Origin of the sequence: Plantactinospora sp. B5E13, from assembly GCF_039871775.1 — a bacterium.
Taxonomy (GTDB): Bacteria; Actinomycetota; Actinomycetes; order Mycobacteriales; family Micromonosporaceae; genus Plantactinospora.
Genome location: NZ_JBDPLT010000066.1, coordinates 1 through 22,491, shown reverse-complemented (window position 1 = coordinate 22,491; position 22,491 = coordinate 1). Strand labels below are relative to the sequence as shown.

The window sequence follows — 22,491 nt, the reverse complement described above, 5'->3', positions numbered from 1 at the left end:
TCCGGTCCGGCGCGGGGGCCCCGCCGAAGCGGCCGTCGGAGCCGTGGCTGCGGCCGGAGTCGTCGGAGCCGCCGGTGTCGTCGGAGCCCTGCCGCTGTCGTCGCCGACGCGGACGGGCGCCCGGCGTCGGGACGGATATCGGCTGGGGGCGGCTGGCGGGGTCGAGTATCGTTGACGGTCACAGGCGTCGACCCGGCCATCACCGGCGAGCCTCCGGAAGAAAGGGCCCACACGGCCCGAGTAGAACCGGACGGGACCGGCCCGTCACAGCCGGCCAATGAGCGGGTGGTTGATCTCCGGCCACCAAGCGGGGTGGTACCGCGGGTCCGCGGGCGCCGGTTTCCGGCGGCCAGGGCTCGTCCTCGCAGACCACGGACCAGTGAGCTGCACCGAGGAGAACGACCCGCGATGGCGTACCCCAAGAACGCCCCCGCCGGCACGGGCGTGCCGGCCAGTCCCGACCTGCCGGCGGTCGAACGCCGGGTGCTCGACGAGTGGACGGCCGACAAGACCTTCGAGGCCAGCGTCGACCACCGCGACCCGGGCCCGGACGGCGCCAACGAGTACGTCTTCTACGACGGCCCGCCGTTCGCCAACGGCCTGCCGCACTACGGCCACCTGCTGACCGGCTACGCCAAGGACGTGATCCCGCGTTACCAGACGATGCGGGGCCGCCGGGTGGAGCGCCGTTTCGGCTGGGACTGCCACGGCCTGCCGGCCGAGGTGGAGGCGGAGAAGCAGCTCGGCATCACCACCAAGGCGGAGATCCTCGACCTCGGGGTGGCGAAGTTCAACGACGCCTGCCGGACGTCGGTGCTCGCCTACACCCACGAGTGGGAGCGGTACGTCAACCGGCAGGCCCGCTGGGTCGACTTCGGCAACGACTACAAGACGCTGGACCTCAGCTACATGGAAAGCGTCATGTGGGCGTTCCGGCAGCTGCACGCCAAGGGCCTCGTCTACGAGGGCTTCAGCGTGCTGGCGTACTGCTGGCGCTGCGAGACGCCGCTGTCGAACACCGAGACCCGGATGGACGACGTCTACCGGGACCGGCACGACCCGACGCTGACCGTCTGGTTCACCCTCACCCCGGACGAGACCGCGCCCGAGCTGGTGCGTGGACCGGTCAAGGTCGGGGTCTGGACCACCACGCCGTGGACCCTGCCGTCGAACCTGGCGCTCGCCGTCGGGCCGGACATCGAGTACGCCGTCCTCGAGCGGGACGGGGAACGGTACGTCGTCGGGGCGGCCCGGCTCGGCGCGTACGCCAAGGAGCTGGAGGGCTTCACCCAGGTCGGTACGGTGCACGGCCGGGACCTGGTCGGACGCCGCTACACCCCGCTCTACGACTTCCTGGTCGACCGGGCCGGGTCGGAGGCGTACCAGGTGCTCGGCGCCGAGTTCGTCACCACCGAGGACGGCACCGGGGTGGTGCACCTGGCGCCGGCCTTCGGCGAGGACGACCAGAAGGCGTGCAATGCGGCCGGGATCCCGACCATCGTCACCGTCGACGACCACACCCGGTTCACCGCGCTGGTCCCGCCGTACCAGGGTGAGCAGGTCTTCGACGTCAACAAGTCGGTGATCCGCGAGCTGAAGGAGCGCGGGGTGGTGCTCCGGCAGGACACCTACACCCACGCGTACCCGCACTGCTGGCGCTGCGACACCCCACTGGTCTACAAGGCGGTCTCCTCCTGGTTCGTGGCGGTGACCAAGGTCAAGGACCGGATGGTCGAGCTGAACCAGCAGATCAACTGGACGCCGGGACACGTCCGGGACGGCTCGTTCGGCAAGTGGCTGGCGAACGCCCGGGACTGGTCGATCAGCCGGAACCGGTTCTGGGGCTCGCCGATCCCGGTCTGGAAGTCCGACGACCCGAACTATCCGCGGGTCGACGTCTACGGCTCGCTCGAGGAGCTGGAGCGTGACTTCGGGGTGAAGGTCACCGACCTGCACCGCCCGGTGATCGACGAGCTGACCCGGCCGAACCCGGACGACCCGACCGGGAAGTCCACCATGCGCCGGGTGCCGGAGGTGCTGGACTGCTGGTTCGAGTCCGGGTCGATGCCGTTCGCCCAGGTGCACTACCCGTTCGAGAACCGGGAGTGGTTCGAGAACCACTACCCGGGCGACTTCATCGTCGAGTACCTGCCGCAGGTGCGGGGCTGGTTCTACACCATGCACGTGCTGGCGACCGCGCTGTTCGACCGGCCGGCGTTCCGCAACGCGGTGGTGCACGGCATCGTGCTCGGCGAGGACGGGCGCAAGATGTCCAAGAGCCTGCGCAACTACCCGGACGTCTACGAGATGTTCGACAGGTACGGCTCGGACGCGATGCGCTGGACACTGATGGCGTCACCCGTGCTGCGCGGCGGGGACGTGGTGGTCAGCGAGACGGCGATCCGGGACTCGGTGCGTCAGGTGCTGCTGCCGTACTGGAACGTCTGGTACTTCTTCACCCTCTACGCCAACGCCGACGGGTATTCGGCGGTGCGCCGCCTCGACTCGACGCACCTGCTCGACCGGTACGTCCTGGCCAAGACCGGGGAACTCGTCGCCACGGTGCAGGGGCAGCTCGACGCGTACGACATCTCCGGTGCCTGCGGCTCGGTCCGGTCGTTCCTGGACGCGCTGACCAACTGGTACGTCCGGCGGTCCCGGGACCGGTTCTGGTCCGGCGACCGGGACGCGTTCGACACCCTGTACACGGTGCTGGAGACGGTGAGCCGGGTGCTCGCCCCGCTGGCCCCGCTCACCGCCGAGGAGGTCTGGCGGGGGCTGACCGGGGAGCGGTCGGTGCACCTGGCCGACTGGCCGGACGCGACCGAGTTCCCGGCCGACCACAACCTGGTGGCCGCGATGGACGCGACCCGTAACGTCGCCTCGGCGGCCCTGTCGCTGCGCAAGGCGAAGGGCCTGCGGGTCCGGCTGCCGCTGTCGAAGCTGACCGTGGCCAGTCCGGCGGCGGCGAGCCTGCGGCCCTTCGCCGACCTGGTCGCCGACGAGGTCAACGTCAAGGCGGTCGAGTTCAGCGACGAGCTGACCGACTACTGCGAGCAGGTGCTGACCGTGGTGCCCCGAGCGCTCGGACCCCGGGTCGGCAAGCAGGTCCAGGCGGTGATCAAGGCGGTCAAGGCCGGTGACTGGTCACTGGTCGAGGGCGTACCGGAGGCGGCCGGTATCCGGCTGGAGACCGGCGAGTACGAGTTGAAGCTGGTCCCGGCCGACGCCGAGCACTCCGCGCCGCTGCCCGGTGGCGAGGGTGTGGTGGTGCTGGACACCCTGGTCACCCCGGAACTGGCGGCCGAGGGGCTGGCCCGGGACGTGATCCGGGTGGTGCAGCAGGCCCGCCGGGACGCCGGGCTGGACGTGTCGGACCGGATCGACCTGGTGGTCGGGGCGTCGCCGGAGGTGACCTCGGCGGTCGGGGCGTACCGGGACTTCGTCGCCCGGGAGGTGCTTGCCGAGACGGTCGACTTCGTCGACCGCGACCAGGTCGGCGACGACGGCTTCGCCGGTGAGGTCGGCGAGGGCGAACCGGTGACGGTGCGGGTACGTCAGCGCTGACGGCAGGGCTGTCTCTTCGGTGACGTCGGTGGGGGCGGTGCACGCGGTACGGCGATCGTGTCCCGGGCACCGCCCTCCCTCCGGGCACCGCCAACCCGACGGCTCCGGCTCCGGCAACGACCGGTCACCCGCAGCCGCCGGCCGGGCGTCGGCTACCGTGACAGCGCCCGACCACCCCCGACCGCCGGAGGTCCCGTGCCGCTGCTCTACACCGTCGGCCAGTACACCGTCGGCGCCGCCCTGCGGCTCGCCTGGCGTCCCATCGTCGAAGGCCTGGAGAACATCCCGGCGACCGGCGGTGCGATCTTCGCGGGCAACCACCTCTCCGTCGCCGACGAACTCTTCCTCGGCGCGGTGGTACCCCGGCACCTCGCCTTCTGGGCGAAGGCGGAGTATTTCACCGGCACCGGCGTCCGAGGCTGGCTGACCAGGTCGGTCGTGGAAGGCCTCGGGGCGATCCGGGTCGAGCGCAGCGGCGGCCGGGCGGCCCTCTCCGCCTTCGACGGCGCCGTTCCGGTGCTGCGGGCGGGTGACCTGGTCGCGCTCTACCCGGAGGGGACCCGGTCACCGGACGGACGGCTCTACCGGGGACGTACCGGGGTGGCCCGGCTGGCCCTGGCCGCCGAGGTGCCGGTGATCCCGGTCGGGATGATCGGCACGGAGAAGGTCCAGCCGATCGGGGCCCGGATGCCCCGGCTCGGCGCGGGGAAGGTGACGGTGCGCTTCGGCGAGCCGCTCGACTTCACCGGCCGGCCGGCCGACCGGAGCTCACTCCGGGAGATCACCGACGAGATCATGACGGAGATCCAGAAGCTGACCGGCCAGGAGTACGTGCCCCGGTACGCCCCGGCGCGCACCGCCGCCCCGGACGACGGCACCCCGATGCTCGGAGGCTGAGCCGGGCCGTCGTCGGCTCCGGCTCCGGCCGTCGGTCGGGCTCACTGCCGCAGTACGAGCTCCGCGCGCATCGCGTCCAGCAACTCCGCGCTCTCGTCGAGGCTCCGTCGGGTGAACAGCCCGGTGACCAGGCTGCCGTGGTCCGCCGTCGTACAGAGGACAACGGACTCGCCGTCCTCCCGGCCGGTGGTGCAGCCGCGGTACTCGCCCCGGACACCGGTCTCGACCGGTTCCGTGGCGCCGAGGTGGTACTGGTCGCGGAGCTCGTCCAGTTCCTTCGTCACGTCGGATTCCGGGTTGAACCGGAACCCGGTGGTGCCGAAGATCGTCACGCGTTTGCCGGACCCGTCCCGGTAGACGGCGGCGAACGTCCCTTCGGCGAGCCAGTTCCTGGCCCGCAGGTCCGCCTTGAGGTCCCCGACCACCTGCTTGCCGTCCCGGTCGTCCTGCAGGCTCAGGTCACGTACCTGCTGCGGCAGGGGCTCGGCCGGCTGGGCCGGATACTGCTGCCAGGCGGGCCAGAGGTAGTAGCCCGGGAGGCCGCAGCAGCAGAAGACGCCGAGCAGGGTCAGTACGAGCATGACCCGGGGCCAGCGCCGACGGCGGCGTACCGGGATCGGCACGTGGCCCCGGGGTGGTTTCCAGCCCGGCGGGACCGTCTGGGGCGGCGGTGTGGCCGTGGACCGTTTCCCTCGGGACGGCGCCACCGGTGCCGGCGGGGGCGGCGGGGGTGCCCCCTTCGGGGGTGCCGGTTTCCGGCGCGGCGTCGGTTCGGGCGTCTGTCGGGGCCGGGGAGCGGTCGGCGCGCCAGGCGGGCGCGGTGTGGTCGCCGGTGCGGGTGACCCGGCGGAGGCGGGGAAGACCCGGGTCGCGGGTAGCTGCCGGGGTGGCGTGCTGACCGGCTGCGGCGGTGGGCTGACCGGCTGCGGCGGTGGGCTGACCGGCTGTGGTGGCGGGCTGACCGGGTATGGCGGCGGGCTGACCGGCGCGGCGGACTCCGGCGTGGTGGGGTAGCCGGGTGTGCCATGGCCGGCCGGGCCGCTGTGGCCGGTTAACGGGTGGGGCGGGTGACCGGGGGACGGGTACCCCGGTGACCCCAACCAGGGGTCGTCGGCGGCGCCGGCCCAGGGATCCACCGGCGTCGGCATCTCGGACTCGTCGGACTCGACGGTCGGCATCCGCAGCGTCGGGTCCGGCCGGCGTGACTCGGTCGGCCGGACCGGCACCGGGGTCGTCGGTGGTGGCCCCGCCGGTGCGGCGGGCTGGTCGCCGCCGGCGTCAGCGCCCCCGGCGTCACTGCCGCCGATCCAACGGCGCCGGCGGCGGCTCTGCGGTGGTGGTACGGCCGCCGAGCCGGTCCACCGGGGCGCGGCGACCCGGGTCGGCTCCGGCGTCGTGTCACCCTGGACACCGGTGGCGGGCGGTGAGGTGTTGCCGTCCGCGGAGCCGTCCGGCGTCACACTCCCGGCGGCGGCCACCGGTCCGGCATCGGCCCTCGCCGGGCGGGTGGGTGCGTCGGTCCCGTCGTCGGGATCGACCGGGCAACCCGGGTTCGGCACACCACTGGTCGAGGAGGTCTCGACCCGGGTTGCCGGCTGGTCCCGGTCGTCGGCACGCCTGTCCGAGGGCTGTTCGGCGGGCTCGGCACGCCCGTCCGGCGGCTGCTCGACGGGCTCGGCACGCCTGTCCGAGGGCTGCTCGACGGGTTCCGGCTGGCCGGCTGACGGCTGCCCGGCCGGTTCCGCCTCCCTGGGTGAGATGGCTTCCTCCCCAGGTGAGGTGGCTCCGCCTGCCGGCTGACCGCCGTCCGGCTGAGGCTGACGCATCGTGCGGCTCTCCTCTCGCGCCCGTCCGAGGTTAGTACCGGCGTACCAGTTCGTCCGGTCGACGTCTGAGCTGTGTCGTTCCGCCCCGGGTCGTCACGGAGTGCCGCGACCCGGGCACGGTCGGGTGGCGACGAGTGCGTCGGGGGTGACGACGGCTCGGGATAGAGTTCCTACCCGATCGGGGTCGTGAGGGCTACGCGTACCCTGGATGGTTGGTCGGGTCACTGCAAACTGCTGTTTCGGGAGGTTCCATGAGCGCCGCGTCGGCCGCCGCGAGCAGGTCCGCGGCGATGACGGTCTGGCCGCAGCTCGAGCCGCTGCTGCCCCAGGTGAGCAAGCCGATCCAGTACGTCGGCGGCGAACTGGGCGCGGTGGTCAAGGACTGGGACTCGGCCGTCGTCCGCTGGGCGCTGATGTATCCCGACGCGTACGAGGTCGGTCTGCCGAACCAGGGCGTACAGATCCTCTACGAGGTGCTCAACGAGCTGCCGGATGTGCTGGCCGAGCGGACGTACGCGGTCTGGCCGGACCTGGAGCGGCTGATGCGGGCGCACGGCGTGCCGCAGTTCACCGTCGAGGCGCACCGACCGGTCGGCGCGTTCGACCTGTTCGGGATCTCGTTCGCCACCGAGCTGGGCTACACCAACCTGCTCACCGCGATCGACCTGGCCGGGATCCCGCTGCTCGCCGCGGACCGGACCGACGCGCACCCGGTGATCGTGGCCGGCGGGCACGCCGCGTTCAACCCGGAGCCGATCGCCGACTTCGTCGACGCGGCGGTGCTCGGTGACGGCGAGGAAGCCGTACTCGAGATCACCGAGATCGTCCGGGGCTGGAAGCAGGAGGGCTGCCCCGGCGGCCGGGACGAACTGCTGTTGCGGCTGGCCCGGACCGAGAGTGTCTACGTACCCCGGTTCTATGACGTCGACTACCTGCCCGACGGTCGGATCCAGCGGGTGGTGCCGAACCGGCCGGACGTACCGTTCCGGGTGCACAAGCGGACGACGATGGACCTGGACGCGTGGCCGTACCCGAAGAAGCCGATCGTGCCGCTGGCCGAGACGGTGCACGAGCGGTACGCGGTGGAGATCTTCCGGGGTTGCACCCGGGGGTGCCGGTTCTGCCAGGCGGGCATGATCACCCGCCCGGTACGGGAGCGGTCCATCACCACCGTGGGGCAGATGGTGCAGCAGGGGCTGGAGTACTCCGGCTTCCACGAGGTGGGTCTGCTGTCGCTGTCGTCCGCGGACCACTCGGAGATCGGTGACATGTGCTCCGGTCTGGCCCAGCAGTACGAGGGCACCAACGTCTCGCTCTCGCTGCCGTCCACCCGGGTCGACGCGTTCAACATCGAGCTGGCCCAGGAGCTGAGCCGCAACGGACGGCGGACCGGGCTGACCTTCGCCCCGGAGGGCGGGTCGGAGCGGATCCGTCGGGTGATCAACAAGATGGTGTCGGAGGAGGACCTGATCCGCACCGTGGTCACCGCGTACACCAACGGCTGGCGGCAGGTGAAGCTCTACTTCATGTGCGGTCTGCCGACCGAGACCGACGAGGACGTCCTGCAGATCGCCCGGCTCGCGCACGAGGTGATCAAGGCGGGACGGGCGGCGACCGGTTCGAAGGACATCCGCTGCACCGTCTCGATCGGCGGGTTCGTGCCGAAGCCGCACACCCCGTTCCAGTGGGCGTCGATGGAACGCCCCGAGGTGATCGACAACCGGCTCAAGCTGCTCAAGCAGGCGATCAACGCCGACCGGTCGCTCGGCCGGGCGATCGGCTTCCGCTACCACGACGGTGAGCCGTCGCTGATCGAGGGCCTGCTCAGTCGGGGTGACCGCCGGGTCGGTGCGGTGATCCGGAAGGTCTGGGAGGACGGCGGCCGGTTCGACGGCTGGAGCGAGCACTTCTCCTTCCAGCGCTGGACGGACGCCGCCGCCGAGGTGCTGCCGACCTTCGGCGTCGACCTCGACTGGTACACCGTCCGGGAGCGCGAGGAGACCGAGGTCCTGCCCTGGGACCACCTCGACTCCGGCCTGGACAAGGACTGGCTCTGGCAGGACTGGCAGGATGCCATGTCCGAGTACGAGCAGGACGACTGCCGGTGGACCCCCTGCTTCGACTGCGGGGTCTGCCCGTCCATGGACACCGAGATCCAGATCGGGCCGACCGGTAAGAAGCTGCTGCCGTTGACCCCGGTCAACGGGCTGCGTACGCCGGCCGGCGCCCAGCAGTGACGCGGGCCGGGTCACCGGCCGGCGGTCGGCGTTCCGCTTCGCCGTTTTGAAGGGTTCTGGGGAGTTTGACCGGGATCGTCGGGACTCTCCGGCCGCCCCGGCTGGCCACCGGGCCGAGTGCTGCGCCAGGATGGGACGGACAGACAGGTACACCCGAGGAGCTCACGATCGCTAGAAAGCCTCAACCCGAGGGCGGCCAGGCACCGGTCGTCCAGCGGGTTCGGATCAGGTACGCCAAGCGGGGGCCGCTCCGGTTCACCTCGCACCGGGACTTCGCCCGGGCCTTCGAGCGCGCGCTGCGCCGGGCCGGCGTACCGATCGCCTTCTCCCAGGGCTTCACCCCGCACCCGAAGATCTCGTACGCCTCCGCTGCCCCGACCGGGGTGGCGAGCGAGGCGGAGTACCTGGAGATCGGCCTGCGCGAGCCGGTCGACCCGGAGCAGTTGCGGATCGCCCTGGACGCGGCGCTTTCGCCCGGAATCGACGTACTCGACGCGGTGGAGGCGGGCAGTGGCAGCCTCGCCGACCGGATCGAGGCGTCGCGGTGGCGCATCGAGTTGCCCGGCATCGAACCCGCCGTCGCGCGCGACGCGGTGGCGGCGTTCCTGGCCGCCCCGGAGGTATCCGTGGAGCGGATGACCAAGCAGGGACGACGCGTCTTCGACGCCCGACCTGCGGTCATCGGCATCGATGTGATCGAGCGGACCGGGGCACCTTCCGAGGTCGAGGGCATACCGTGTGCGATACTCGAAATGGTCGTGCGGCAGGTCACCCCGTCCGTACGACCCGATGACGTCCTTTCCGGCCTCCGCGTGGTGGCCGACCTGGAGCCGCCGGTGCCGCCTCGGGCGACGCGGCTGGCGCAGGGCACGGTGACCGCGCAGGGGGAGATCGTGGATCCGTTGGAGGCGGATCGCGACAGGGCAGCCATCGGCGAACGCTAGCCGGAAGTCCGGTCAGCGGGCAGGCAGACAGACTTCGGCGGTCCGGTCATCTTGACGCGTCGCCGGAAATACTTTGCGGCAACCCTGCGTGGCAGCGCTCACCCGCGCCCGGGGAAGCCAGAACTGGAGAACGTCCATGCTCGAGAACGAGCCCGAGGGCGGGGACCTGACCGGCACCGAGTCGGCTGGCAACACCGTCGAGAACAGCGGCAACACCGAGGCGGCGGAACCCACCCGGCGCGCCCGTACCACCCGGCGTCGGAGTTCCGCGACGGCGAGTGAACCGGCACCGACCGGCGTACCGGTCGAGGCGCCGACGTCGGTGCGGTCGACCAGTGGCGAGGCGGCCGACGTGGAGGTGCTGGCCCCGGTGCGGGGCGACACGGAAAGCACCGCAAAAACACCTCGTCGCCGTCGTAAGGCCACCACCGCCGACAAGCGGGACGGCGCGGGAGCCGACCCGGCCGTCACTGACGGGACCGAGGCGGTGGCCGGCCGGTCCGCTGAGCCCGCCCCGACGCAGACCGGGGCGATCGGCGGCGCCGACGAGGCGGCCGTCGTCGAACCGGTTCCGCCGGTCAAGGTGACCCGTACCCGGCGGAAGAAGGCGGCTCCGGCCGCGGCCCCGGTGGTCGCGGAGACCGTGACCGAGGAGCCGGTCGCCGGGGTGGGGGAGCCGGACGGCGAGGAGCCGGAGACCGAGGAAGCCCTGGCCGAGGAGGCCGGTGCCGTCGCGACCGGGGCGGGCCCGAGCGGCACGGCGGGCGAGCCGGGTGCCGTGGTGGTCACCACCGGCCCGGCCGGTGCGCCCGGGGCGACCCCGGAGACGACGGCCGGAGCGACCCCGGAGACGACGGTACGGGTCGAGCCCACGACCGCGGCGGTCGAGGAGGCGGCGCCCCGTCGGCGGCGCCGGGCCGCGCTCTCCGCGCCGACCGTGCTCTTCATGGCGCCCGAGCCGGAGACCCCGACGGTCCGCCCCGCCGGGCTGCCCGAGCCGGCCGGGGCCCGGGCGGAGCCGGCCGAGGAGACGGCAGAACCGGACGAGGCGGTCGAGACCGGCCGGCGCCGGCGCCGTGGGCGCCGCACCGCCGAGCCGGCGGTGACCGAGATCGCTCCCGAGGCCGAACTCGACGTCGAGGGCACCGCGGACGAGGAAGCGCTGGACGAGGCGGACCGGGACGAGGACGAGGAGACCGCGGCCGCGCGGCGACGGCGTCGCCGTGGCCGCCGGGGCCGGGGCCGGGGCAAGGGCACCGCCGACGACGTCGAGGACGTCGAGGACGTCGAGGACGAGGAACCGGCCGCCCAGACCGAGGTCGAAGCCGAACCGGGTGAGGACGAGGACGAGGAGACCGAGACCGCCGACGGGGTGACCCGTCGCCGGCGGCGGCGTCGCCGCAAGGGCGCCGGCGACGCCGAGGGCGGCGCCGACGACGGCGTACCCACCGTCATCAAGATCCGTGAGCCCCGCAAGTCCGTGGACGAGGTGCAGGGCGTCTCCGGCTCGACCCGGTTGGAGGCCAAGCGGCAGCGCCGCCGGGACGGCCGCGAGCAGCGTCGTACCCGACCGCCGATCCTGAGCGAGTCGGAGTTCCTGGCCCGCCGGGAGGCGGTCGACCGGGTGATGGTGGTCCGCCAGCGCGGTGACCGCACCCAGATCGGCGTACTCGAGGACGGGGTGCTGGTCGAGCACTACGTCACCCGCGCCTCCTCCGGCACCATGGCCGGCAACGTCTATCTCGGCAAGGTGCAGAACGTCCTGCCGAGCATGGAGGCGGCCTTCGTCGACGTCGGGCGGGGCCGCAACGCGGTGCTCTACGCGGGCGAGGTCAACTGGGACACCACCGGCCTGGAGGGTCGGGCCCGCTCCATCGAGCAGGCCCTGCGGTCCGGTGACTCGGTGCTGGTGCAGGTCACCAAGGATCCGATCGGGCACAAGGGCGCCCGGCTGACCAGCCACATCGCCCTCTCCGGCCGGCACCTGGTGTACGTCCCGCACGGCAACGCCTCCGGGATCAGCCGCAAGCTGCCGGACATCGAACGCAAGCGGCTGCGGGACATCCTCAAGAAGCTGGTACCGGACGGTGCCGGAGTGATCGTCCGGACCGCCGCCGAGGGCGCCAGCGAGGACGAGTTGGCCCGGGACGTCAAGCGGCTGCAGGCGCAGTGGGAGGACATCCAGGCCAAGGCCGCCGAGGGCGGCGCCCCGGTGCTGCTCTACGAGGAGCCCGATCTGGTGATCCGGGTGGTCCGGGACCTGTTCAACGAGGACTTCCGCGAGCTCGTGGTGCAGGGCGACGAGTCGTACGACATGGTCGAGTCGTACCTCTCGCACGTCTCGCCGGACCTGGTGCCCCGGCTGCGCCGGCACACCGGGGCGGCCGACGTCTTCGCCGAGCGGCGGATCGACGAGCAGATCCTCAAGGGTCTGGACCGCAAGGTCTTCCTGCCCTCCGGCGGACACCTGGTGATCGACCGTACCGAGGCGATGACGGTGATCGACGTCAACACCGGTAAGTACACCGGTGCCGGGGGCAACCTGGAGGAGACGGTCACCCGCAACAACCTCGAGGCGGCCGAGGAGATCGTCCGCCAGCTCCGGCTGCGCGACCTGGGCGGCATCGTCGTGATCGACTTCATCGACATGGTCCTGGAGTCCAACCGCGACCTGGTGCTGCGTCGGCTCACCGAGTGCCTGGGCCGGGACCGGACCAAGCACCAGGTCACCGAGATCACCTCGCTCGGTCTGGTGCAGATGACCCGGAAGCGGATCGGTGCCGGGCTGCTGGAGGCGTTCAGCGAGACCTGCGACTGCTGCAAGGGCCGCGGCGTGATCATCCACACCGAGCCGGTGCCGGAGAAGTCCCGGCCGGGTGCCGGTGACAAGGTCAAGGCGGTCGCGTCGGCGAGCAACGGGACCACCCCGGCGGCCCCGGCCGTCGAGCCGCCGGCGCCGTCGACCCGGCGCCGTGGCCGCAAGGCCGCGCCGGAGCGGGTGGTCGTGGAGGTGCCCGAGTACGAGGACACCATGGGCTACGACCTGTCCCGGTACGAGACCGAGACGCCCGCGACGACCGAGGTCGCCGACATCGCCGACGTCGCGCCGACCGAGTCGATGCGGCTGGCCGGAGCGGACGACCCGGACGCCATCGAGGACGGCGCCGACCTGGACGCCGAGACCACGGAGTCCGGCGGTCGGCGGCGGGCCCGGCGCGGTGGCGCCCGGCGACGTACCCGTCCCTGACCGACGGTCGCGGTCTGCCCGGCGCGGTGGCACCCGCCGGGCTCGCCGTCCCTGACGACGGGTTGTGCGGGGCAGGGCGGGTCGGACGTGGTCGGACGGACCCGGGCAGGCTCGCGTTCACCGAGCGGCGTTCGGCGACGGCTGGGATGATTGCGGAGGATGTGGCTAGGCTGAGCGCGTCCTCCGCGATCTTCAATTGGCCTGCGATGTCAACCGGCCGTCGGGCCGGAGACGTCCGGAGGATCGGCCCCCGCTGTCGAGGAGATGAACATGCGACGCCTGCTGGTGACCGCCGCCATCGCCGCCGTACTGCTCACCACCGCCTGTTCGGGCGAGCGGGACGGCGTCCCGAGTGGCTTTCCGGCGACCGGTGCCGGCTCGTCGACCGGTACGCCGCCCTCCGGCGTGCCGGGGACCGCCGGGCCGGGGACCGGGGCGCCGAGCCCGGGACCGGGCGGGTCGCCCGGCGGAGACAACGCTCCGGCCGGAGGTAACGCCCGGGAGGTCTGTGACGCGGCCACCAAGGCCAGCGCGGACTCGGTCCGGACCTTCATCGAGGAGCTGGGCAAGTCGTTGCAGGCGACCGGCGCCAACGACACCGCCGGCGCCGAGGCCGCCCAGCGCAAGGCGGAACAGGCGCTGCAGGACTGGGGCGACGCCATGCGGGAGCAGGCCGCCAGGGCCACCGACGCCCGGCTGAAGACGGTGCTGACCGAGATCGGCACCCAGGTGGGCTCGATGGAGGCCAGTGTCGAGTCCGTCGACGAGACCAAGCTCGACCAGCTGCAGCAGCGGCTGGACCAACTCTGCGGCACCTGACGACGCCGCCCGGCCCTGCCGGACCCCGGTCCACGGGCTCGGCCGGCTCCCTGCTCAGGGGGCCGGTTTGGGGGTCGGACCGGTCATGGCGTACGCTGGCCTGCGGCGCGATTTACGCGCCACGTTCTCGCGTGCCCGCCCCGCACCTGGTGCGGGGCAGTGGCGACGCGAAACACCATCCGCAGCCTCAATGACAGGGAGTCCGCCTCCGATGTACGCGATCGTCAAGACCGGCGGCAAGCAGTACAAGGTCGCCGAGGGCGACGTGATCGAGGTTGAGAAGCTCGCCGGGCAGCCCGGTGACGCGGTCAAGTTCACCGCCGTGCTTCTCGTCGACGGCGACGACCTGGTGACCGACGCGGCGCGGTTGGCCAACGTCGCGGTGTCCGGTGAGATCGCCGCGCACACCAAGGGCCCGAAGATCCGGATCCACAAGTTCAAGAACAAGACTGGTTACCACAAGCGCCAGGGTCACCGCCAGCCGTTGACCCAGGTCAAGGTGACCGGGATCACCAAGTAAGCGTCCCAGCGGAAAGACAGGTCGTCCTCAGATGGCTCACAAAAAGGGTGCGTCCAGCTCGCGGAACGGCCGCGACTCCGCGGCGCAGCGGCTCGGCGTAAAGCGGTTCGGTGGCCAGCTGGTCAACGCCGGCGAGATCCTGATCCGGCAGCGGGGCACCAAGTTCCACCCCGGTGACCTGGTCGGCCGTGGCAGCGACGACACGCTCTTCGCCCTGGCCACCGGCGCGGTCCAGTTCGGTACCAAGCGGGGCCGCAAGGTCGTCAGCATCGTACCGGCCGAGCGGTAACGTTCAGTTTTCCGGCGGAGCGGGCCGCGGACCTGGTGTCCCCGGCCCGCTCCGCCGTTTCTTGTGCGGAACGTGGTCCCACGTCACGCACGACGCCGTACGCGCCGGTGTTCCGGGGCGACGGTTGCGCCGCCGGTGTGCCGGCGCCGATGAAAGGATTGACAACGTGACGATGTTCGTTGACCGGGTTGTGCTGCACCTGCAGGCCGGTGACGGCGGGCACGGTTGCGTGTCGATCCACCGGGAGAAGTTCAAGCCCTTCGGCGGCCCGGACGGCGGCAACGGCGGACACGGCGGCAGCGTCTCCCTGGTCGTCGACCCGCAGGTGCACACCCTGCTCGACTTCCACTTCCGGCCGCACATCAAGGCGGAGAACGGCAAGGGCGGCGCCGGCTCGAACCGGGACGGCGCCAACGGTGCCGACCTGGTGCTCAAGGTGCCGGACGGTACGGTCGTCTACGCCATGGACGGCACTGTCCTCGCCGACCTGGTCGGCGCCGGTACGACGTTCGAGGTGGCCCGGGGTGGCCGGGGTGGCCGGGGTAACGCGTCGCTGGCCAGCAGCCGACGCAAGGCCCCCGGCTTCGCCGAACTGGGCGAACCGGGCGACCGGCTCGACGCGGTCCTCGAGCTCAAGAGCGTCGCGGACGTCGGGCTGGTCGGCTTTCCGTCCGCCGGCAAGTCGTCGCTGATCTCGGTCCTGTCGGCGGCCAAGCCGAAGATCGCCGACTACCCGTTCACCACGCTGGTGCCGAACCTCGGCGTGGTCCGGGTGGACGAACACACCTTCACCGTCGCCGACGTACCGGGGCTGATTCCGGGGGCGGCCACCGGCAAGGGGCTCGGTCTGGAGTTCCTGCGACACATCGAGCGCTGTGCCGTGCTGGCGCACGTGGTGGACGCGGCGACGCTGGAGCCGGGACGCGACCCGCTCGCCGACATCGACGCGATCGAGGCCGAGCTGACCGAGTACGGCGGGCTGGCCGACCGGCCGCGGATCGTCGTACTGAACAAGATCGACGTACCGGACGGCCGTGACCTGGCAGAGATTGTCCGTCCCGACATCGAGGCACGTGGTTTGCGGGTCTTCGAGGTCTCCGCGGTGACCCGGGAGGGGCTGCGGGAGCTGACCTTCGCCCTCGCCGACCTGGTCGAGCAGTCCCGGGCGGCGGCGCCGGTCCTGGAGCCGACCCGGATCGTCATCCGGCCGCCCGCTGTCGACGACGCCGGCTTCACCATCGAGCAGGCGCCCGACGGGGCGTACGTGGTGAAGGGCCCGCGCCCGGAACGCTGGGTCCGGCAGACGAACTTCGACAACGACGAGGCGATCGGCTACCTGGCCGACCGGCTGGCCCGGTTGGGTGTCGAGGACCAGCTCGCCAAGACCGGCGCCGAGCCGGGCGACCTGGTCCGGATCGGCGAGCGCGAGTTCGACTGGCAGCCGACGCTGTACGCCGGTGAGGAGTACGTGCCGAGCTCCCGGGGGACCGACCGCCGGCTGGAGGAGAAGCGGACCCGGGCGACGGCCGCGGAGCGGCTGGCGGCCCGGAAGGCCCGTCGGCAGCGTCCGGCGGACGAGACGGTGGTCGGCGCGCCGGCCGACCCCGACGCCCCGACGACGGTGGCGGGTGACGCCCCGGTGACCGTTGACGGTCACCGGACCGGGCGGACGGCCGACGAGGACGCGGATTAGCGCGTGTCGTCGGGGGCCTGATCTCCGGCTTCGACCCAGGCCGTGGCCGGAGATCAGGCCCCCGGATCCGGTCGGGCCCCGGTGTCAGGCGAGGACCGTCGCCGAGCGCCCCTCGTCCACCGTGTACGCGCCTGCGGAGATCGCGCCGAGGCTCGTGGGGTTGAGGGTCAGCGAGACGACGCCGCCGGGCAGTACGCGCGAGCTCTCTTCGACGGTCGCGAACGTCGCGGGCGTCGACCCGTCCGGGAACAGGCGCTTGCCCGTGCCGACGACGACCGGGTACTGGAGCAGCCGGTAGATGTCGACGAGTCCTGCCTGGTGCAGCGCCTGGACGAGTTTCCAGCTTCCGTGAACCTGGAGTTCCTTGCCGGGAAGCTCCTTGAGACGCCGTACCTCCTCAACCAGGTCACCGCGGAGGACCGTCGTCGGGTTCCAGTCGGCCTCGTCGTCGGTCAGCGTGGAACTGACGACGTACTTCGGCAGTGTGTTGAGCTTGGTGGCGATCAGGCTGTCAGGTTCGGTGACCTTCGGCCAGTACCCGCCGAGCAGGTTGAAGCTGGTGCGTCCGAAGAGGAACGCGTCGGCCTCACGGAACCAGCTCTCGACGACCTCGTTGGTGTGCGCGGAGGCGTGCGGGACGAGCCACCCGCCGCGGTCGAAGCCACCGGAGCGGTCCTCGTCGGGGGCTCCGGGTCCCTGCATGACGCCGTCGAGAGTGACGAAGGTGTTGACACTGAGTAGCACGGTTCTCCTCGGGATCCGGGTCGCGGACAGCCGGCCGGGGTTGGCCGGCAGACGGACGCTAGCTGCCGGGCCCAGGGTGGGTCTTGTACAGGAACGACATCGCGGCGAAGTCGCCCGCCTGCAGCTCGCGTGCGGTGGACCCGACGTAGCGACGCAGGGCGTGCGCGAGGTGGGCCTGGTCGAAGTATCCCAACGTATCGACGACCGTGTGCCAGTCAAGGCCGTCGCGCAGCATCGTGGCGGCGGCGTTCGCGCGGTCGATCTGCCGCACGGTGGTTCGCGACAGTCCGGTGATCGCTCGGTGGCGGCGCTGCAGGGTTCGCTCGGTCGGGCCGGCTCCGGGATGCTCGGCGACCTGCTTCTCATCCCCAAGATGCGATCGCACCAGCAGACCCGCATCCTGCAGTCGCCGGACGAAGTGCTCGACGTTCTCGAACGTCGGCGCCTCCCAGTCCTCTCCGCCGATGACGATCCTGCCCGATGCCGTCACCGGGAACGGAACGTACCCATCGACGATCGAGGCCGCAGGATGCGGCCGGAGAACCGCACCGAACGCGAACCGGACCCCGAGGAACTCGGTGCCCGGCGGGACCGGTGCGGTGGTCGCCCTCGTCTCCGGCCCGCGCAGGTTGGCGAGTAGGCGTCCCTGCGTCCGCGAGAGGATCAGATGCCAGCAGGTGCGTGCTGCGGACGTCATCGTCTCCTCCGCGTCAGAGCGGGTGCGCCATACGCGGTCGACGAGGCTCACGTCGATCTCGGTGTCGCGGTGCTCGAACCGCAGGGCCATAGCCTCCTCCGTCGTCAAGCTGCCGAGGTTCCCTGCTAAAACTAGCGACGTCGACAGTCAGCACCGACAGGCGCCGGAAGCGCAGGTGGCACGAGCGGAGTTCGGTGGGGGAGTGGGTCGGAATGCTCTGACCGACTCCGGCACGGGTCCTGGTAGTTCACCAACCCCCGGATTCGGGGCTACCCGGGCGAAACCTTGTCGAAACGCCCCCGGGTTAACGTCGACAGGTGCTGATCGAGTCCCGCCCGCCGTCGGATCCGGAGCTGGCCGCCCTGGTCGTGGCGCAGCAGCGTGAACTGCGGGAGATCGGCCGGGGCGTCGACGGGCGGGGTTTCACCCCGTACGACAACGTCCGGCACCTGATCGGCGTACAGGCCGGCCGGGCGGTCGCCTGCGGGGCGATCCGGCCGGTGGACGGGGAGACCGCCGAGATCACCCGGATGTACGTCCGCCCCGCGTACCGGGGCCGGGGGCTGGGCCGACAACTGCTCGGCGCGCTGGAGGAACTGGCACTCTGGAACGGGCACACCGTGCTTCGGCTGGAGACCGGCCGCCACCTCGCCCGCCTGGTCGGGCTCTACGTCTCCGCCGGTTACGCCGAGATCCCCGGGTACGGCGAGTACCTCGGCAACCCGCACCGCATCTGTTTCGAGAAGCGCATGCCGGTCCCGGCCTGACGGACCGGAGCAACGCATGCCGGTCCCGGCCGACGGACCGGAGCCGACCGACCGGGACCGGCGTGGCGCTCTTCAGGTGAGCAGGCCGATCGCCCGCCGGGCCCGGTACACCGTGTCGGCGGCGCTCTCCCGGGCCCGGTCGGCACCCTCGGCGAGCACCCGCCGGACGTACCCGGGATCGCGGGCGAGTTCGGTGTGCCGGAGCCGGACCGGCCGCAGCAGGCCGTCGACCGCCTCCGCCACCGCCGCCTTCAGCTGGGCGTACGACCGGTAGTCGGCGGCCAGCACGGCCGGATCCCCACCGACGGCGGCGGCCAGGATGTCGAGCAGGTTCGCCAGTCCGGGACGGGCCTGCGGGTCGTAGTCGACGGTCCGGCCGGGATCGGTCACCGCGCGCATCACCTTGCGGCGGACCACCTCCGGCGGGTCGAGCAGGAAGACGACCCCCGCGTCGGACTCGGCGGACTTGCCCATCTTGCGGGTCGGGTCGGCCAGGTCCATCACCCGGGCCGAGACGGCCGGATGCACCGCGCGCGGCACCACGAAGGTGTCGCCGTAACGGGTGTTGAACCGCTGCGCGACGGTCCGGGTCAGCTCCAGGTGCTGGCCCTGGTCGGCGCCGACCGGCACCTCGTGGACGTCGTGCAGCAGGATGTCGGCGGCCATCAGCACCGGATAGCTGAGCAGGCTCAGCCGGACGTTCTGCTGGGTCGCGGACTTCTCCCTGAACTGGATCATCCGGTGCGCCTCGCCGTAGCCGGCGGTGCACTCCAGCAGGTAGTGCAGTTCGGTGTGCTGCGGCACCTGGGACTGGACGTAGAACGTCGTACGGTCCGGGTCGAGTCCGGCGGCGAGCAGCGTGGTCGCCTGGGCCAGCGTGTTGGCCCGTACCTCGTTCGGCTGGTGGGCCACCGTGAGCGCGTGCAGGTCGGCGAGGAAGACGATCGTCTCGGTGCGGTACTGGGCGGCGACGGTCGGCCGGATCGCGCCGAGCAGGTTGCCGAGATGGAGTCGGCCGGTGGGCTGCAGGCCGGTGATCCGGCGTACCCCGGGGGACGGCTGCGGACGCGCGGCGGCCGCGGTGGGCACGGTGAGTGGTGCACTCGTGGTCATGGTCGGTTGCTCCTTACCGGGTACGGGTGCCGCCGTCCCGGGGAGCGTGAACGTCAACGGCCGCCCCGGGAGGGGCGGCCGTTGGCTGTTTCGGGTACGCGGATGCGAGGGCCGCCCGTCAGGGCGCCCACCAGCTGGTCTGGCTCGTCATCCGCATGTCCTCCACGGTAACAGGCGTCGCCGCCCAGCCGCACCGTCCGGTCATCCGGGGACGCCGATGTTGAGTTCGGCGACGGTGGTGAAGCGGCTGCCGTCGGCGGCGCCGAGCGCCCGGAGTCGGATGTACCGTCCGGTTGTCGGCGGGATGACCACCGTCTGCTCGGCCGCGCTGTTCGGGAAGGTGCCGGTCGCCACCGGGCTGCCCCAGCTGCTGCGACTGTTCGAGACGTACACCTCGTAGCCGGTGATCCGGCCGGCGTCGGAACTCTGCCGGGGCAGGTAGTGCAGCCGGTTCACGGTCCGGGCCGAGCCCAGGTCGAGGTCGATCCAGTGTGGGTGGCTCGAACCGCTGAGCAGCCGTTGGGTGTGCCAGATCGACGAGGAGCTGCCGTCCCGGACGTTGTTCGGCCGACCGTTGACCAGCAGGGTTTCGTAGCTGTCCGCCCCCGCCACCGACCACTGCGACTGCGGCAGCCGGACACTGCCGGACTGCGGTGTGTACGTCGCGACGTAGCTGGTCGGGGTGGCCGGCGCGGTGATCACGTGCGACTGGCCGCCGCCGTCGGACCAGCTGCCGAAGACGTACGGGGTGCCGCCCGCGGTCTGCGGGGTGACCGCGCTGACCGTGTTGCTCGACCCCTGGATGACGGTACGGGAGAACGGGGTCACCTGTTCGGTGGCGCCGACCACCAGCCGCAGCCCGGACGGGCTGGTGTCGAAGGTCAGGTCGACGGTCTTCGGGTCGAGCCGCACGCTGGTGCGGTGCGACAGGCCGCCGCTGTCGGTGGCGGTGAGTACCAGCTCCAGGTAGGACGGGTATTCGTGGTCCGGGCCGAGCATGCTGCCGCTGCTGCCGGTGAAGTCCTGCAGCGTGTGGGTGTGGCAGTTGTCCAGGGTGTAGCAGTGGTGCAGCAGCATCCGCCAGTGCAGCGCGCTGGCCGGCAGGGTGCCCTGGTCGGGGTCGGTGGCGTGGCCGGTGAAACTGATCGGGTCGTTGACCGCCCAGGTGAAGCCGGCGTCCGGGGTGTCGATCACCGCGGTCGGCATGCTGTTGCCGGTCTGGATCGGCACCGTCCGGGTGTCGGAGGCGTTCAACGTGTCGTACACGGTCAGCCGGGCGGTGAACGGCCCGCCGGCCGGATAGGTGTACGTCGCCGTCGGCGTGGTCGCGTCGACGGTGCCGTCGTCGGTGAAGTCCCACTCGAAGCGGAGCCGGCCCACGTCGGCCGGGTCGGCGTCGGAGGACCCGGTGCCGTCGAAGGTGACGGTCAGCGGTGCCGTCCCCGAGGTCGGGGTGGCGCTGATCGAGGCGACCGGCGGCTGGTTGCCGGGGAAGTAGCGGATCCGGCGTACCGAACCGGCGTGGTCGACGTAGTAGAGGTCACCGCCGGGGCCGACCTCCAGGTCGACCGGGTTGGCGGCGGCGCTGCCGAAGGTGCGCCGGTTCGCCGCCACCGGCAGCCCGCCGGGCGCGTCCGGCAGCATCGCCCAGATGCAGTCCCGGGAGTAGTCGGAGAAGAAGAGCGCACCCGCGTACCCGGTCGGGTAGCTGCCGCCGGCGGCCGGGTAGAAGGCGGCACCGGAGATCGACGAACTGCCGGTCGGGCAGGCCTCCCCGCTGACGACCCGGGCCGCGTGGTCGTACGTGTAGAACGGCGCGGTCTGACCGTCCCCGGTGTAGAGGTTCTCGCAGAGGTCGAGGTTGGCGCCGTCGTATCCGCTCTGCCGGCCGGTGCCCTCGTAACAGGGCCAGCCGAAGTTGGCCACCCCGGAGGTCGGGTCGGCCACCCGGTTGACCTCCTCCCACCGGGTCCAGCCGACGTCACCGAGCCAGACCTCGCTGGTGCCGGGCCGGACCGTGAACCGGTACGGGTTGCGCAGGCCCTGGGCGACGATCCGCCGGGTGTTCGGGTCGGCGCTGGCGGCGAGCGGGTTGCCCGGGGCGGCGGCGCCGGTCAGCGGGTCCAGCCGCAGCACGGTGCCGTCCAGGCTGGTCGGGTCGGCCGGGGTGCGCAGGTCCTGGGAGCGCAGCGCGCCACCCTCGGCGGTCGGCGGGGTCATCGCCCCGCCCGGGGGGTCGGCGCAGGGGTTGTGCGGGTTGCCGAGTTGGCCGTAGTCGACCAGGTCGTAGCTGGCCCCGTCGCCGGCGCTGACGTAGAGCATGCCGTCGGCGCCGAAGGCCAGGTCGCCGGTGGCGTGGCTGGCGTACTGCTGACACCAGTCCTGCACGAAGACCTGCTCGGTGCCGGTCATGGTGTCACCGTCGGCGGTCAGCCGGGAGAGTCGACCGGTGACGATGCACCGGCCACCGTTGGTGCCGCCGACCGAGGCGCAGGTGTCGTTCCAGTACGGCGCGGACTCCCCGGGCGGCGCGTCGTACGCGTAGAGCACGTAGACGTACGGCCGGGTCGGGAAGTCCGGGTGCAGGGTGAGGCCGAGCAGCCCCCGGTCGTGCTGGTTGTGCACGTTCGCGGAGAGGTCGGCGAAGACGGTCGCGGTGGTGTCCGCCAGGTCGTCGTACACCTTGATCCGGCCGCCCTTCTCGGCGACGAAGATCCGGCCGTCCGGGGCGAACTCCAGGTTGGTCGGCTGGTTGAGGCCGGTGAAGACGACCTGCTCCTGGAAACCGGTGGGCAGGACCACCGCGGCGGCCGGTGCGGTGCCGCCGCTGACCGGTGCGGCCAGTGCGGCGACCAGGGCGACCGTGAGGCCGGTGCGGAACAGACGGGCGGACGGTGATGACGGTGCGGGTGACGGCATGCACTCTCCCCAGCCTGGCGCAGCTCCAAGTGGACAAACGACCTGTCACGCTAGGGGGCTGGGCGGGGGTGGGCAGCCCCGGTCCGCCCGGAGTGAGCATCTCGGAAGTACGGGCCATCCGTACGACGTTCGTCAATGGGATGTTGTCACCCGGACCACCCGCGTCGCCTCCACGGATCATCGGAGCCGGTCGGGCCCGGCGGGGCCAACAA

General features: G+C 71.8%; 16 protein-coding genes. 11 read left to right on the top strand and 5 right to left on the bottom strand.

The window, feature by feature from the left end; translation table 11 throughout:
- The first annotated feature begins 408 nt into the window (after nucleotides 1-408).
- The gene (ileS, locus tag ABGB05_RS34110) at nucleotides 409-3,567 is read left to right on the top strand and encodes an isoleucine--tRNA ligase (RefSeq protein ID WP_347658096.1); all 3,159 of its coding nucleotides are present in this window, start codon (nucleotides 409-411) and stop codon (nucleotides 3,565-3,567) included.
- A gap of 195 nt (nucleotides 3,568-3,762) precedes the next feature.
- Entirely contained in the window at nucleotides 3,763-4,464 is a 702-nt protein-coding gene (locus tag ABGB05_RS34105; RefSeq protein WP_347658095.1) for a lysophospholipid acyltransferase family protein, read from the top strand.
- A gap of 41 nt (nucleotides 4,465-4,505) precedes the next feature.
- Here the strand turns inward: ABGB05_RS34105 and ABGB05_RS34100 are convergent, their stop codons facing one another.
- Nucleotides 4,506-5,087 (bottom strand): hypothetical protein, encoded by a 582-nt coding sequence (locus ABGB05_RS34100; RefSeq protein ID WP_347658094.1) that lies wholly within the window; start codon nucleotides 5,085-5,087, stop codon nucleotides 4,506-4,508.
- A 55-nt stretch (nucleotides 5,088-5,142) separates the two neighbouring features.
- On the opposite strand from ABGB05_RS34100, the gene ABGB05_RS34095 reads away from it, so the two are divergent.
- From ABGB05_RS34095 to obgE, 8 genes are all read left to right on the top strand, one after another.
- Nucleotides 5,143-5,478 (top strand): hypothetical protein, encoded by a 336-nt coding sequence (locus ABGB05_RS34095; RefSeq protein WP_347658093.1) that lies wholly within the window; start codon nucleotides 5,143-5,145, stop codon nucleotides 5,476-5,478.
- Nucleotides 5,479-6,541: 1,063 nt separating this feature from the next.
- Nucleotides 6,542-8,527: a TIGR03960 family B12-binding radical SAM protein gene (locus ABGB05_RS34090; protein WP_347658092.1), complete on the top strand. Its 1,986-nt coding sequence runs from the start codon at nucleotides 6,542-6,544 to the stop codon at nucleotides 8,525-8,527.
- Between the two features lie 224 nt (nucleotides 8,528-8,751).
- Nucleotides 8,752-9,471: a TIGR03936 family radical SAM-associated protein gene (locus ABGB05_RS34085; RefSeq protein WP_347658110.1), complete on the top strand. Its 720-nt coding sequence runs from the start codon at nucleotides 8,752-8,754 to the stop codon at nucleotides 9,469-9,471.
- A gap of 136 nt (nucleotides 9,472-9,607) precedes the next feature.
- On the top strand, nucleotides 9,608-12,718 hold the full coding sequence (locus ABGB05_RS34080) for an Rne/Rng family ribonuclease (protein ID WP_347658091.1): 3,111 nt from the start codon (nucleotides 9,608-9,610) through the stop codon (nucleotides 12,716-12,718).
- A gap of 270 nt (nucleotides 12,719-12,988) precedes the next feature.
- Complete coding sequence (locus tag ABGB05_RS34075; RefSeq protein ID WP_347658090.1) at nucleotides 12,989-13,537, top strand: hypothetical protein; 549 nt, start codon at nucleotides 12,989-12,991, stop codon at nucleotides 13,535-13,537.
- A gap of 211 nt (nucleotides 13,538-13,748) precedes the next feature.
- On the top strand, nucleotides 13,749-14,057 hold the full coding sequence (rplU, locus tag ABGB05_RS34070; RefSeq protein ID WP_347658089.1) for a 50S ribosomal protein L21: 309 nt from the start codon (nucleotides 13,749-13,751) through the stop codon (nucleotides 14,055-14,057).
- Between the two features lie 31 nt (nucleotides 14,058-14,088).
- Nucleotides 14,089-14,346 (top strand): 50S ribosomal protein L27, encoded by a 258-nt coding sequence (gene rpmA / locus ABGB05_RS34065; protein ID WP_347658088.1) that lies wholly within the window; start codon nucleotides 14,089-14,091, stop codon nucleotides 14,344-14,346.
- 166 nt (nucleotides 14,347-14,512) lie between these two features.
- Nucleotides 14,513-16,039: a GTPase ObgE gene (obgE, locus tag ABGB05_RS34060; protein ID WP_347658087.1), complete on the top strand. Its 1,527-nt coding sequence runs from the start codon at nucleotides 14,513-14,515 to the stop codon at nucleotides 16,037-16,039.
- Nucleotides 16,040-16,123: 84 nt separating this feature from the next.
- On the opposite strand, the gene ABGB05_RS34055 is transcribed toward obgE, so the two are convergent.
- Nucleotides 16,124-16,783 carry a dihydrofolate reductase family protein gene (locus tag ABGB05_RS34055; protein ID WP_347658086.1) on the bottom strand — a complete coding sequence of 220 codons (660 nt, stop codon included), beginning with the start codon at nucleotides 16,781-16,783 and terminating at the stop codon, nucleotides 16,124-16,126.
- Between the two features lie 58 nt (nucleotides 16,784-16,841).
- Nucleotides 16,842-17,570 carry a helix-turn-helix domain-containing protein gene (locus ABGB05_RS34050; RefSeq protein ID WP_347658085.1) on the bottom strand — a complete coding sequence of 243 codons (729 nt, stop codon included), beginning with the start codon at nucleotides 17,568-17,570 and terminating at the stop codon, nucleotides 16,842-16,844.
- Nucleotides 17,571-17,797: 227 nt separating this feature from the next.
- Here ABGB05_RS34050 and ABGB05_RS34045 point away from each other — a divergent pair, with 227 nt between their 5' ends.
- The gene (locus ABGB05_RS34045; RefSeq protein ID WP_347658084.1) at nucleotides 17,798-18,247 is read left to right on the top strand and encodes a GNAT family N-acetyltransferase; all 450 of its coding nucleotides are present in this window, start codon (nucleotides 17,798-17,800) and stop codon (nucleotides 18,245-18,247) included.
- A gap of 72 nt (nucleotides 18,248-18,319) precedes the next feature.
- On the opposite strand, the gene trpS is transcribed toward ABGB05_RS34045, so the two are convergent.
- Nucleotides 18,320-19,360: a tryptophan--tRNA ligase gene (trpS, locus tag ABGB05_RS34040; protein WP_347658082.1), complete on the bottom strand. Its 1,041-nt coding sequence runs from the start codon at nucleotides 19,358-19,360 to the stop codon at nucleotides 18,320-18,322.
- 201 nt (nucleotides 19,361-19,561) lie between these two features.
- A complete protein-coding gene (locus ABGB05_RS34035) occupies nucleotides 19,562-22,279 on the bottom strand; it encodes a PQQ-dependent sugar dehydrogenase (RefSeq protein ID WP_347658081.1) in 2,718 nt (905 codons plus the stop codon).
- Nucleotides 22,280-22,491 lie beyond the last annotated feature (212 nt).

Excerpts from the sequence above, each read along its gene's own strand:
- ABGB05_RS34080 (WP_347658091.1), top strand. The coding sequence starts at position 9,608 with ATGCTCGAGAACGAGCCCGAGGGCGGGGACCTGACCGGCACCGAGTCG.
- ABGB05_RS34075 (WP_347658090.1), top strand. The coding sequence starts at position 12,989 with ATGCGACGCCTGCTGGTGACCGCCGCCATCGCCGCCGTACTGCTCACC.
- ABGB05_RS34090 (WP_347658092.1), top strand. The coding sequence starts at position 6,542 with ATGAGCGCCGCGTCGGCCGCCGCGAGCAGGTCCGCGGCGATGACGGTC.
- trpS (WP_347658082.1), bottom strand. The coding sequence starts at position 19,360 with ATGACCACGAGTGCACCACTCACCGTGCCCACCGCGGCCGCCGCGCGT.
- rpmA (WP_347658088.1), top strand. The coding sequence starts at position 14,089 with ATGGCTCACAAAAAGGGTGCGTCCAGCTCGCGGAACGGCCGCGACTCC.
- rplU (WP_347658089.1), top strand. The coding sequence starts at position 13,749 with ATGTACGCGATCGTCAAGACCGGCGGCAAGCAGTACAAGGTCGCCGAG.
- ABGB05_RS34035 (WP_347658081.1), bottom strand. The coding sequence starts at position 22,279 with ATGCCGTCACCCGCACCGTCATCACCGTCCGCCCGTCTGTTCCGCACC.
- ileS (WP_347658096.1), top strand. The coding sequence starts at position 409 with ATGGCGTACCCCAAGAACGCCCCCGCCGGCACGGGCGTGCCGGCCAGT.
- ABGB05_RS34050 (WP_347658085.1), bottom strand. The coding sequence starts at position 17,570 with ATGGCCCTGCGGTTCGAGCACCGCGACACCGAGATCGACGTGAGCCTC.